At 74.4% G+C, this 13,013-nt stretch carries 7 protein-coding genes; 1 reads left to right on the forward strand and 6 read right to left on the reverse strand.

All coding sequences use genetic code 11. The features are described 5' to 3' along the window. Positions 1-67: 67 nt before the first annotated feature. A complete protein-coding gene (locus OG299_RS14605; protein ID WP_406514233.1) occupies positions 68-2,185 on the reverse strand; it encodes an ATP-dependent DNA helicase UvrD2 in 2,118 nt (705 codons plus the stop codon). Between the two features lie 247 nt (positions 2,186-2,432). Here OG299_RS14605 and OG299_RS14610 point away from each other — a divergent pair, with 247 nt between their 5' ends. Next, complete coding sequence (locus OG299_RS14610; protein ID WP_030291216.1) at positions 2,433-2,693, forward strand: mycoredoxin; 261 nt, start codon at positions 2,433-2,435, stop codon at positions 2,691-2,693. A gap of 79 nt (positions 2,694-2,772) precedes the next feature. Here OG299_RS14610 and nudC read toward each other — a convergent pair whose 3' ends face one another. From nudC to OG299_RS14635, 5 genes are all read right to left on the reverse strand, one after another. Then, a complete protein-coding gene (nudC, locus tag OG299_RS14615) occupies positions 2,773-3,714 on the reverse strand; it encodes an NAD(+) diphosphatase (RefSeq protein WP_266625719.1) in 942 nt (313 codons plus the stop codon). Between the two features lie 117 nt (positions 3,715-3,831). Beyond that, positions 3,832-5,238, reverse strand: coding sequence for a dipeptidase (locus OG299_RS14620; protein ID WP_266625720.1), 1,407 nt, complete (start codon positions 5,236-5,238; stop codon positions 3,832-3,834). 10 nt (positions 5,239-5,248) lie between these two features. Beyond that, complete coding sequence (locus tag OG299_RS14625) at positions 5,249-8,902, reverse strand: ATP-dependent helicase (RefSeq protein WP_327361705.1); 3,654 nt, start codon at positions 8,900-8,902, stop codon at positions 5,249-5,251. 102 nt (positions 8,903-9,004) lie between these two features. Continuing rightward, positions 9,005-12,409, reverse strand: coding sequence for an ATP-dependent helicase (locus OG299_RS14630; RefSeq protein ID WP_442817589.1), 3,405 nt, complete (start codon positions 12,407-12,409; stop codon positions 9,005-9,007). 237 nt (positions 12,410-12,646) lie between these two features. After that, a complete protein-coding gene (locus OG299_RS14635; RefSeq protein ID WP_327361707.1) occupies positions 12,647-13,003 on the reverse strand; it encodes an MGMT family protein in 357 nt (118 codons plus the stop codon). Positions 13,004-13,013 lie beyond the last annotated feature (10 nt).

A 13,013-nucleotide genomic window follows, 5' to 3' on the forward strand; every position in this document is an offset into this window, starting at 1 on the left:
CCGTTTCCGTTGCTAAGAACCTATGGGGATTCGCTGGGCATGTGCAAACTATTTTTCCGACGAGTTTCTACGCGTCGTCAGCATCCGCGCCCCCAGGCTCCTGACCTGCGCAGATCGCCAACACGTCGGCTCCGTACCGGTCGAGCTTGCGGCCGCCGACTCCAGAGATCATCGAGAGCTCGCCCTCCTCGGACGGTGCGGCCTCGGCGATCGCGACGAGCGTCCGGTCCGTGAACACGCAGTACGCGGGCAGCCCCTGCTCCTTCGCCTGGCCCGCGCGCCACTCCCGCAGCCGCTCGTAGAGGCCCTCGTCCATGTCGGACGGGCAGTCGTCGCAGCGCATCAGCTTCAACTCGCCGGCCTCGGTCAGCGTCTTGCCGCACACCCGGCACAGCGCCGGGCCGCGGCGGCCCCGCTTGCGGACCCCCCGCTCGGCCGAGGCGCCCGCGGCGCCCGCTCTGCCGCCCGGGGCCGCAGAGCCCGGCCGCAGCCCGTTCAGGAAGCGGCTGGGGCGTCGGGAGGCGCGGCCGCCCGGAGCCCGGGAGAGCGCCCAGGACAGCGTCAGGTGCAGCCGCGCCCGCGTGACGCCGACATAGAGCAGCCGGCGCTCCTCCTCCACCTGCTCGTCGGTCTTGGCGTACGTGATCGGCACCATGCCGTCGGTCAGACCGACGAGGAACACCGCGTCCCACTCCAGGCCCTTCGCCGCATGCAGCGAGGCGAGGGTGACGCCCTGGACGGTCGGGGCGTGCTGGGCGGCCCGGCGCTCGTCCAGCTCGACCGTCAGGTCCGCCAGGGTGGCCCCGGGCCGGCTCCGGGCGAAGTCCTCGGCGAGCCGGACCAGGGCGGCCACGGACTCCCACTGGTCGCGGACCGCGCCGGAGCCTGCGGGCGGCTCGCTGGTCCAGCCGGTGGAGCTGAGCACGGCCCGGACCTGGGAGCCGAGTTCGACGACGTCCTCGAGCAGCGGGTCGTTGCCGCCGGAACGGGCGGCGCCGCGCAGGGCGAGGATCGCCTTCTGCACCTCGCCCCGCTCGAAGAAGCGCTCGGCTCCGCGCAGCTGGTACGGGACCCCGGCGTCGGCGAGGGCCTGCTCGTAGACCTCGGACTGGGCGTTGATGCGGTAGAGCACGGCGATCTCGCCGGCCGGGACGCCCGCCGCGATCAGGTTCCGGATCCGCAGGGCGACACCCTCGGCCTCGGCGGGCTCGTCGGGGTACTCGGCGTAGACCGGGTCGGGGCCGGGCTCGCGCTGGGAGACCAGTTCGAGGCGGTGTTCGGCGGCGCGGCCCTTGGCCTGGGCGAGGAGCCCGTTCGCGAGGTGGACCACCTGGGGGGTGGAGCGGTAGTCCCGGACCAGCTTGACCAGGGTGGACTGCGGGTAGCGGGTGCGGAAGTTCAGCAGGTGGTCCGGGGTGGCCCCGGTGAAGGAGTAGATCGTCTGGCTGGCGTCGCCGACGACGCAGAGACTGTCGCGCTCGCCGAGCCACAGGTCCAGCAGCCGCTGCTGGAGCGGGCTGACGTCCTGGTACTCGTCCACCACGAAGTGCTGGTACTGGGTGCGGATCTGTTCCGCGATGTCGTGGCGGTCCTGGAGGATGCCGACCGTGAGCAGCAGCACGTCCTCGAAGTCGATCATGCCGCGGTCGCGCTTGAGCTGCTCGTACGTCCCGTAGATCTGGGCGATCTCCGCCATGTCCCGGGGGGCTTCGCGGCCCGACTTGAGGGCGGCCGCCGGATAGTCGGAGGGCACGGTCTGGGTGACCTTCGCCCACTCGATCTCGGCGGTGACATCGCGCAGCTCGCCCCGGTCGAGCCGGATGCGGCAGCGCGCGCCCGCCTCGGCGACCAGTTGGACCTTGCGCTCGACGAGCCGGGGCATCTCGCCGCCGATCGCCTTGGGCCAGAAGTAGTGGAGCTGGCGCAGGGCAGCGGAGTGGAACGTCCGCGCCTGCACCCCGCCCGCGCCGAGGGAGCGCAGGCGGCCGCGCATCTCGCCGGCGGCGCGGTTGGTGAACGTGACGGCCAGCACGCTGGCCGGCATCAGCTGGCCGGAGCGGACCCCGTAGGCGATGCGGTGGGTGATCGCCCGGGTCTTGCCCGTCCCCGCGCCCGCCAGCACGCACACCGGCCCGCGCAGGGTCGTCGCGACCTCGCGCTGCTCCGGGTCCAGGCCCAGGAGCACCGCGTCGGCCGAGTCGGCTCCGGCAGGGAAGGATGAGAGGTGCGTTGCTGATGTCACCCCGCCATGCTGCCAGGTCTCCAGGGGCGCACGGGAAACTTGTCCACAGGTGCGGGCATTCGTCGTACCGGCCCCCTTGACGCACGTGACGTACTTGACGTAGCAGCCGTACCGCGGGTGCGGGAATGGCCCCGCGGTCCCGTACGTTCGAGTACTCGGACCACCCAGACCCCACAGAGGAGAGCGCAGCATGCAGGACACGGGTTCCGTCACGATGTACAGCACGACCTGGTGCGGCTACTGCCGCCGGCTGAAGACCCAGCTGGACCGGGAAGGCATCGCGTACAACGAGATCAACATCGAGCTGGACCCCGAGTCCGCGGCGTTCGTCGAGAAGGCGAACGGCGGCAACCAGACGGTTCCGACCGTCCTCGTGGTGTCTCCGGCCGGCACCGAGGCCGTGATGACGAACCCGAGCCTGGCCCAGGTCAAGCAGGCCCTCGCCGTCTGAGTCGCAGCTCAGCGCGCTGCGTGAACAGAAAGGCCCCCGCCACGGCGGGGGCCTTCTGCCGTGTGAGAAGGCTTACGCCTCACGCGAGCGGGCGCGGCAGCGGCTCTCCGTACCAGCGCTCGACCAGGCGGGCCGCGATGGAGATCCCCGACGGGGGCACCATCGCGCCCGACTCGAACGCCGCGCGCAGCTCCTCGCGGGAGAACCAGCGGGCCTCCTGGATCTCCTCGCCGTCGACCGTGATCTCCGTGGTGGTGGCGCGCGCCGTGAAGCCCAGCATCAGGCTGTACGGGAACGGCCAGGGCTGGCTGGCGACGTACTCGACCTCGCCGATGCGGACGCCCGCCTCCTCCCACACCTCGCGCACGACCGACTGCTCGATCGACTCGCCCGGCTCCACGAACCCGGCCAGCGTCGAGAAACGCCCCTCCGGCCAGTGCACCTGGCGGCCCAGCAGCGCGCGGTCCTGCTCGTCGGTGACGAGCATGATCACCGCCGGGTCGGTGCGCGGGTAGTGCTCGGCGCCGCAGCCCGGGCAGCGGCGGATGTGCCCGGCGGCCGCGACCACCGTGCGCTCGCCGCAGCGGGAGCAGAACCGGTGCATCCGCTGCCAGTTCTCCAGGGCCACCGCGTGCACCATCAGCCCGGCGTCGCGCGGGGACAGCAGCAGTCCGGCCTCCCGCAGGCCGGCCGCGCGGGCCGACTGGTCCATCCGGCCCGGCAGCGCGTCCTTCTGGAGCGCGAAGTACCGTACGCCGTCCTCGTCGGTGCCGAGGAAGTAGCGGTGCGTCTCGGTGACGGGGGCCTCGAAGGCCGGGGTCATCACGATCCCGGTCTCCCCGTCGGGGGTGTCGTCGATCAGGACCTGGCCGCCGGAGACGACGAACACGCGGGTCGTCGGGTGGCTCCAGGCGGCGGCGAGCCAGGCCTCGTCGAGGCGGTGGTGCGCGGCGCGGTCGATTCCGCTGGGCGCGGTGAGCGAGATCGGCTGCTCGGTATGGGTGCTCACAGGTACTTCCAACTCCCCCGGTGGTGGGACAGGCAGGCTCAGTGACTCGTGACTCTTGACTCGGTACGTGCGATGCGTGCGGTGCGTGCGGTGCGTGCGTGCGGTGCGGTGCGGTGGTGCGTGCTTGCGTCAGGCGGGCTTCCGGTGGTCGGCGGCCAGGTCGCCCCACAGGTAGGCGGCCGTCTCGACGCCCTTGAGGAGCAGGTCCAGCTCGACCTTCTCGTTCGGCGAGTGCCAGCCGTCGGACGGCACGGAGATGCCGAGGAACAGGACGGGCGCGGCCAGTACGTCCTGGAGGTCCGCCGCGGGTCCCGAGCCGCCCTCGCGGGTGAAGCGGACCTTCTCGCCGAAGGCGCGGCCCATGGCCCGTACGACGGACTGCAGCGCCGGGTGGTCCAGCGGCGTCAGGCACGGCCGGGTGGGGGCGCCGAAGACGATGGAGTGCCGGATCCCGTCCGGGATCCGGGCGGCGACCCAGTCCCGGACTGCCGCCTCGACCTCGTAGGGGTCCTGCCCGGACACCAGGCGGAACGACAGCTTCAGGTGGGCGGAGGCGGGCACGATGGTCTTGCCGCCGGGGCCCTGGTAGCCGCCGCCGATGCCGTTGACCTCGGCGGTCGGGCGGGCCCAGACCCGCTCCAGGGTGGAGTAGCCCTTCTCGCCCGCGGCCGCGTGCGACTTGGCCGTACGCAGCCACTGCGACTCGTCGAACGGCAGCTCGGCGATCAGCGCCCGCTCCTCGTCCGTGAGCTCGGCGATGTTGTCGTAGAAGCCGGGGATCGTGACCCGCTCGTCGGCGTCGTGCAGCGCCGCGACCAGGCGGGCGGCGACGGTGGCCGGGTTGGGCACGGCCCCGCCGAAGGCGCCGGAGTGGATGTCCTGGTCGGGCCCGTGGAGGTCGATCTCGCAGTCGGCGACGCCGCGCATGCCGGTGCAGACGGTGGGCGTGGTCTCGGACCACATGCCGGTGTCGGAGACGATCACGACGTCGGCGGCGAGGCGCTCCGCCTCGCGCTCGACCAGGGCACGGAAGTTCGGGGAGCCCGATTCCTCCTCGCCCTCGACGATCAGCTTGAGGTGCACGGCCGGGGCCTCGGCGCCGGTCGCGGCCAGGTGGGCCCGTACGCCGAGGGTGTGGAAGAAGACCTGGCCCTTGTCGTCGGCGGCGCCGCGCGCGTACATCCGGCCGTCCTTGACGACGGGCTCGAACGGGTCGGTGTGCCAGCCGTCGGCGACCGCGGCGGGCTGCACGTCGTGGTGCCCGTAGACGAGGACGGTCGGGGCGTCCGGGTCCGCGCTCGGCCACTCGGCGAAGACGGCGGGCGCGCCGGGGGTCTGCCAGACCTCCGTGACCGGGAAGCCGGTCTCCTTGAGCTTGGCGGCGAGCCATTCGGCGCTGCGACGTACGTCGTCCGCGTGCTCGGGCTGGGCCGAGACGGAGGGAATGCGCAGCCACTCGGCGAGATCGTCGAGGAAGGCGGCGCGGTGGGCCTCGATGTACGTGCGGACGACGCTGTCCGCCGGGGTATCGCTCATGCCTATGAGCCTAACTGTCGGGTTGCCGGTCACTGTCCGTGTCCGGTTTGCCTTGGAGGATCCGCTCAAGACGGGCCCGGTCGGGGAGGTTGCGGGGCCGGACCACGCGGCCGCTGCGGACGTGCAGGAAGGCGGCGGAGACCCGGTCGAGGGGCGTGCCGGTGGCTTCCGCCCAGGCCAGGCGGTAGACGGCGAGCTGGAGGGGGTCGGCCTCGGTGGTGCGGCCGGTCTTCCAGTCGACGATCTCGTACCCGTCGTCGTGATGGCGGTACACGGCGTCGATCCGGCCACGGATGACGCGGCCGGCGAGGGTGAGCTGGACCGGGACCTCCATGCGGTGGGGGGTGCGCTCGGCGTACTCGCTGCGCTCGAAGGCGGCCTTGAGGGAGTCGAGGTCGGCCTCGTCGGCGATCTCCTGATCGGAGCCGGGCAGCTCGGTGGCGGGGTCGAGGACGTCCAGGAGCGGCAGCGGGAGCTCGTCGAACCGGGACTCGACCCAGGCGTGGAAGCGCGTGCCCTGGCGTGCCGCGGGCTGCGGGGGCTTGGGCATGGGGCGGGCGAGGTCGCGGGCGAAGCCCTGCTCGTCCGCGGCGAGGCGCAGGAGCTGGCTGGCGGAGAGGGCGGCCGGGAGCTCGACGTCGCGCACGGCGGCGCGGGCACGCCGGAGCTCGCCCTCGAGGGCATCGAGATCCCGGTCCCAGGAGGCGATGGCCCGTGCCTCCTCGGACGTGAGGCCGGCTGCTGCCGCAGTGCGCCGGGCTCCGCGTGCGGGAGCTCCGTGTGCGGGGGCTTCGCCGCGGACCGTACGGGCCACGGCCGAGCCGGGCCCGGGGCCCTGGCCGTGTCCCCGGTCCCCGGGCGGGCCCGGGGGCTCCTGCCAGGGGTCGCCGGCGCCCCAGTCGTCGCCGTCCGGCCAGAGGTCGTCGTCGTACGGGTCGGCACCCCGGGGGTCGTCATCAGGCCGGACGTCGTCGCCGAACGGCGCCCCGGAGCCCGCCTCGGTTCGGGCATGCGGCACCACCGCGCCGGCGGCGAAGGCCTCGTCCGGCGCCCAGAGGTCCTCCGGGGCCGGCTCGTCCGCGTACGACGGGTCCTCGCAGTGCGGGGGCCAGACGTAGGGGTCCGGGGCCGGGGCGGCCAGGTGGGACTCGACCAGGGCCGCCGCCGCGCGGCGCAGGACCAGCGAGTCCGGGTCGAGGGGCAGCGGCCAGGACCGGTCCGGGGTGGACTCCGTGGCGAGGGACGGGTTCTCCGCGTCCGGATCCGGTTCCTCCGCCCAGGCTTCGATCTCGCCGTGGCCCGCCACGCAGTGGTCGTGGAGCGAGGACAGGAAGGGCGACGGGCCGCGGCGCTTCTTCTGCGTCGGGCCCCACCAGTGCGCCGAGGCCAGGAGGAGCGAGCGCGGGCGGGTGAACGTCACGTAGCCCAGGCGGAGTTCCTCCACCGCCTTGTGCTCCTTCAGCGCGGCCTTGAAGGACTTCAGGCCTGCCGAGGTCCACGCCGGATCGGCCGGGAGGGTGTCCGCGTCGCCGCGCAGGCCGTACGGCAGGACCTTGGCGTACGAGGTCCACGGCTCCGGGGCCTTCTCCTTCGGGAACGAGCCCGCGCACAGGTCCGGAACGACCACCACGTCCCACTCCAGCCCCTTGGACTTGTGGGCGGTGAGCACCTTCACCGTGTTCTCCCCGCCGGGCAGGGCGTGGTCCAGGCCCTTCTCGTACTGGACCGCCGTGCGCAGGAAGCCGAGGAAGGCCAGCAGGGACGCCTCGCCGTCCAGCGACGCGAAGCCCGCCGCGACGTCCAGGAAGCCGGACAGCGATTCGCGGCGCCGGGCCGCCAGCGCGTGCGGCGAAGCCGACAGCTCCACGTCCAGGCCGGTCGCGGCCAGCACCCGGTGCAGTACGTCCATCAGCGGGTCGGCGAGCGAACGCCGCAGATCGCGCAGCTCCTGGGCCAGGTGCGCGAAGCGGACCCGGGCCGCCGCGGAGAAGGGGAGCTCGTCCGCGGACGACCCCGACCCGGACCTGGGCCCGGACCCGGACCCGGACCCGTCCAGGAACGTCTCCAGCGCGTCCGCCAGCGAGACGATCTCCGCCGGGTCCACGCCCTCCACCGCCGCCGCGAGGCGCTCGTCCGGGTCCACCTCACCCGGCGCGCGGCCGATCAGCTGCCGCGCCCGGCGCCCCAGCAGCGCCAGGTCGCGGGCGCCGATCCGCCAGCGGGGGCCGATGAGGAGCCGGACCAGGGAGGCGTTGGCCCCCGGGTCCTGGAGCACCTCGCACACCGCGACCAGGTCCGCGACCTCCGGGAGGTGCAGCAGCCCCGACAGCCCGACGACCTCCACCGGCACGTCCCGGGCCACCAGCACGGCCTGAATCTGCGCGAAGTCCCGCGCGGACCGGCACAGCACCGCGATCTCGCGCGGCTCCGTCCCCGTACGGACCAGGTGCGCGACCGAGTCCGCGAGCCACTCCAGCTCCTCGGCGTGCGTGTTCAGCAGGGCGCAGCGGACCGTGCCGGCCTGCTCCTCTCCCGGCGCCGCGCGCAGCGCTTCGACGCCCTCGTGCATGGACCGCAGCGGGGCGGCCAGGCCGTTGGCCAGGTCGAGGAGGCGGCCGCCGCTGCGCCGGTTCTCGCTCAGCGAGAACCGGGTGGCGGGGCTGCCGTCGGCGTGCGGGAAGTGCTCGGGGAAGTCGTCCAGGTTGGCCACGGACGCACCGCGCCAGCCGTAGATCGCCTGGCAGGGGTCGCCGACGGCGGTCACGGCGTGCCCGCTGCCGCCGCCGAACAGGCCGGACAGCAGGAGCCGCTGGGCCACGGAGGTGTCCTGGTACTCGTCGAGCAGGACCACCCGGAACTCCTCGCGCAGCAGCGCCCCGACCTCGGGCCGGGTGGTGGCGAGCTGCGCGGAAAGGGCTATCTGGTCGCTGAAGTCGAGCAGGTCGCGGGAGCGTTTGGCGGCGCGGTAGCGCTCGGTCAGCTCCAGCAGTTCGAGGCGGCCGCGCACGGCCTCGGGGACCTTGCGCAGGTCCTCGTTGCTGAGCCTGGTGGTGGCGAGGGTGTCGAGGAGCTCCGTGTCGTACGCGCGCAGTTCGGCCGGGGTGACCAGGTGCTCGGAGAGTTCGCCGTCGAGCGCGAGCAGGTCGCTGACCAGGTCGGGGACGGATTTGGTGAGCGCCGGGTACGGGCCGGGGGCCTCGCGCAGCACGCGCGCGGCGAGCTGGAAGCGGGTGGCGTCGGCGAGCAGCCGGGCGCTGGGCTCCAGGCCGATGCGCAGGCCGTGGTCCTTCAGGAGCTGGCCGGCGAAGGCGTGGTACGTGGAGATGCGCGGCTCGCCGCCGGCCGCGTCGGCCTCGGCCGGGGAAGGGTCCGGGTCGTTGATGCCGGCCCGCGCGAGGGCCTTGCGCACGCGCTCGGCGAGCTCGCCGGCGGCCTTGTTGGTGAAGGTCAGGCCGAGGACCTGCTCGGGCGCGACCGCTCCGGTGCCGACCAGCCAGACCACGCGGGCGGCCATGACCGTGGTCTTGCCCGAGCCGGCGCCGGCCACGATGACCTGCGGGGCGGCCGGGGCGGTGATGCAGGCCAGCTGTTCGGGCGTGAAGGGGATGCCGAGGAGCTCCTTGAGCTGCTCGGGGTCGGTGAGGACGGACGGACGCGCGGACACGTGAAGAGGCTAGCCGGACCCACGGACACTCCCGCCCGCCGTCTCACCGGCCGGTCCGTCGCGGGCCGCTGACCGCGGGCCCGGCGGCTTCGGCCGTGTGACTCACTCCACCGTCTGGCGGCCCTCCGGGCGGGCGCTGCACGAGCTGCGGAAGGAACAGTGGTCGCAGTGCTTGCCGGCGGCGGGCGCGAAGCGCTCGTCCAGGACCCGGCCGGCGGCGGTGGCGAGCAGGTCCCCGACCCATTCGCCGTTCAGCGGCTGCTGCGCCTGGATCTTGGGCACCGCGTCGCCCCCGTCCCGTACGGCGGCACCCTGGCGCAGCTGCACCAGCTCGGCGCCGCCCGCTTCGGGGCGCAGCCCGTCGAAGACCTCGTCGACGGCGCCTTCGCGAACGGCGAGCTGGTACACGGCGAGCTGGGGGTGCCGTGCGACCTCGTCCTTCGTGGGCGCGGCCTTGCCGGTCTTGAAATCGACGACGTACGCACGCCCCTGGGGGTCCGATTCGACCCTGTCCATGGAACCCCGGATCCGGACGGCGTAGTCGCCCGCTTCGAGCGTGACGTCGAACGCGTGCTCCGTGGCCACGGCCGCCCTGCCCGCGCGGTCGGTGGTGTGCCAGCGCAGGAAGCGCTCCAGGGCGGCGCGGGCGTTGTCCTTCTCCTGGCGGGATTTCCAGGGGGCGTCGAAGGCGAGGGCGTCCCAGACGGAATCGAGGCGTTCCATCAGGACGGCGAGGTCGGCGGGGGTGCGGCCGGAGGCGACCTCGTCGGCCAGGACGTGGACGACGTTGCCGAAGCCCTGGGCGGCGGTGGAGGGCGCGTCGGCCTTGACCTCGCGGCCCAGGAACCACTGGAGGGAGCAGGTGTTGGCGAGCTGGTCCAGGGCGCTGCCGGAGAGGGCGACGGGCCGGTCCCGGTCGCGCAGCGGGACGCTGCTGCGGGTGGGCTCGTACAGCCCCCACCAGCGCTGCGGGTGCGCGGCGGGGACCAGCGGGCGGTCGTCCTCGTCGGTGAGCGCGGCGAGGCGGGCGAGCCGGCGGGCTGCGGCGTCGCGGAGTGCGGGCGAGGCGTCGGGGTCGACGGTGGTGGCACGCAGCTCGGCGACGAGCGCGGGGACGGCGAGGGGGCGGCGGGGGCGGCCGGTGACGTCCTTGGGGGTGACGCCGAGCTCGGTGAGGAAGCGGGAGGGCTGGTCGCCGTCCTCGGCGGGGGCCTTGACGGCGGTGACGACGAGGCGGTCGCGGGCGCGGGTGGCGGCGACGTAGAAGAGGCGGCGCTCCTCGGCGAGGAGCGCGCCGGGGGTGAGGGGCTCGGCCAGGCCGCCCCGGCCGATGCGGTCGGCTTCGAGGAGGGAGCCGCGGCGGCGCAGGTCGGGCCAGAGCCCCTCCTGTACGCCGGCCACGACGACGAGTCGCCACTCCAGGCCCTTGGAACGGTGGGCGGTCATGAGGCGGACGGCCTCGGAGCGGGTGGCGCGGGTGGTGAGGGTGTCGGCGGCGATGTCCTCGGCCTCGAGCTGTTCGAGGAAGTTGAGGGCGCCACGGCCGCCGGTGCGCTCCTCGGCGCGGGCGGCGGTGTCGAAGAGCGCGCAGACGGCGTCGAGGTCGCGGTCGGCGTTGCGGCCGGCCGCGCCGCCGCGGCGGGCGCCCCGCTCCAGGCGCTGGGGCCAGGGGGTGCCCTCCCAGAGGGTCCACAGGGCCTCTTCGGCGGTGCCGCCGCCCTGGAGGAGCTCGCGGGCCTTGCGCAGGAGCAGTCCGAGGCGCTGCGCGCCGCGGGAGTACGCGGGGTCGTGGGCGGTGAGCCGTTCCGGCTCGGCGAGGGCGCGGGCGAGCAGGACGTCGGACGGGGCCGGCACCTTGATGCCGGCGGCCCGCTCCTCGTCGCGCAGGGCCCGCCCGAGCCGCCGCAGATCGGCGGCGTCCATCCCGCCGAGCGGCGAGCTCAGCAGCGCGAGCGCCGCCTCGACCCCGACCCACCCTTCGCCTGCGGCGGGCTCGGGGACGGCGTGGCTGCCGTCGCCTGCGGCGGGCTCGGACCCGGGGTCGCTGCCCTCGCCTGCGGCGGGCTCGGAGTCCGGGTCGACGGCGTGGCCGGGCAGGGCGGGGTCGGCCGTGTCCGCGGGGGCCGGGGCCGGGACGGGGACCGCTGCGGGCTCGTGGTCGGGGGTGGCCGGGGTGGCGGCCGTGCGGAGGGCCGTGAGGAGGGGGGTGATCGCCGGTTCGTGGCGGAGGGGGGTGTCCGAGCCGCCCGTTTCCGCCGGGACTCCCGCCGCGATCAGGGCTCGGCGCATCGCCGGGAGGGTGCGGCCGCCGGCGCGGACCAGGACGGCCATGTCCTGCCACGGCACACCGTCCTCGAGGTGCGCCCGGCGCAGGATGTCCGCGATGTTGTCCAGCTCGGCCCCGGCCGTGGGGTACGTGAACACCTCCGCCCCGCCGCCCTCCCGGACCGAGGTCAGGGCGCGGTGGGCGCGGACCGCTGCCGACGGGAGGCGCGGGACCGGCATCCGGGACGTCAGCAGCCGGGTCGCCGCGAGGAGGCCGGCGCCCGAGCGGCGGGCCACCGTCAGGGCGTGCACGGCCGCGCCCGGGAAGGAGCCCTCGAAGTCCAGGATGTTGTTGATGTCGGCGCCGCGGAAGGCGTAGATCGACTGGTCCGGGTCGCCGAACGCGACCAGCGTGCCCGCCGGCCCGGCCAGGGCCCGCAGCAGGCGCAGCTGGGAGGCGTCCGTGTCCTGGTACTCGTCCACGTAGATCACGTCGTAGGACAGGGCCAGGGAGGGGGTCCGCTCCGCCAACAGGACCGCTCGGTGCACGAGCTCCGCGTAGTCCAGCGTGCCCTGCATGTCGAGGACGTCCAGGTACTCGGAGAGGAACGCGGCCGCCGCCTTCCAGTCCGGGCGGCCCAGCCGGGTCGCGAACGCGTCCAGCGCCGTCGGGCCGAGGCCCAGCTCGCGGGCGCGGGCGAGCACCGCGCGGACCTCGTCCGCGAAGCCGCGCGTGGTCAGCGCGGCCCTCAGGTCGTCCGGCCAGCGGATGGACCGGATGTGGCGCTGGCCCTCCAGCAGGGTGCGGACCGTCACGTCCTGCTCCGGCCCGGACAGCAGGCGCAGCGGATCCGCGAACAGGTCGGTGTCCTGGTGGGCGCGGACCAGTCCGTAGCAGAAGGAGTGGAACGTGGTGGCCTGCGGAGCCCGCGCCCCGCCGAGCCGCAGGGCGGCCCGGTCGCGCAGCTCCACGGCCGCCTTGCGGCTGAAGGTGAGGATCAGGATCCGGGCGGGGTCCGTCCCGGCTTCGACCCGCGCCGCGGCCGCCTCGACCAGGGTGGTCGTCTTCCCGGTTCCCGGTCCGGCCAGGACGAGAAGCGGTCCGCCGGTGTGATCAACCACCGCCTGCTGCGCTGCGTCCAGAACAGGGGGATCCACCCGCTGCGGCCCGGTGCGCACGAGGCGGTACGCGTCAGGGGTCCGCGTACGCCGCCGCTCGGAGCGGTCGGATGGAGAGGTGATCACGTGGGGTGCCGGTCCAGGTCCTGGTGGGTCTGCGGTGACTGCGGTTGCGGCGCTCGCTGCGGGTTCCACGGCCGCTGCCGCGCTTGCCGAAGAGGCAACGCTACGGCAACCGGCGGGTCCCGCGCAGTTCCCCGAGGTCGGGGCGCAGAGGCCGCGCCAGCCCTCGCCGGTCCCCTGCGCCGTCGCCCGTACGGGCGCCCGACCGCCCGCCCGGGCCCCGCATGGACGAAGCTGTCAGATGTGACCCTCGTCCCGTGCGGCGCGCTCCTCCAGCCCGTCCCAGCGCGCCCGCGGCATGTTCAGCCGGGCCTCGCCGTCGGCGGTCAGACGCAGCGGGGTGGCCTCCGCGCGGTAGTGCTCCAGGGCCCGGTGCTCGCTGCCGGGCAGCGGTCGCCCGTCCGCCCTGACCACCCGCCACCAGGGCACCGCTCCCCCGTACAGGGCCATCACGCGCCCGACTTGGCGCGGTCCGCCCTCACCGAGCCATTCGGCGACGTCCCCGTACGTCATCACCCGGCCGGGCGGAATCCGCTCGGCCGCCTCCAGCACCCGCTCCGCGTACGCGGGCAGCTCTTCGCTCATTGCGCCCATGGTGCCGTAC

The organism is Streptomyces sp. NBC_01296 (genome assembly GCF_035984415.1).
Lineage (GTDB): Bacteria > Actinomycetota > Actinomycetes > Streptomycetales > Streptomycetaceae > Streptomyces.

Excerpts from the sequence above, each read along its gene's own strand:
- OG299_RS14610 (WP_030291216.1), top strand. The coding sequence starts at position 2,433 with ATGCAGGACACGGGTTCCGTCACGATGTACAGCACGACCTGGTGCGGC.
- OG299_RS14620 (WP_266625720.1), bottom strand. The coding sequence starts at position 5,238 with ATGAGCGATACCCCGGCGGACAGCGTCGTCCGCACGTACATCGAGGCC.
- OG299_RS14635 (WP_327361707.1), bottom strand. The coding sequence starts at position 13,003 with ATGGGCGCAATGAGCGAAGAGCTGCCCGCGTACGCGGAGCGGGTGCTG.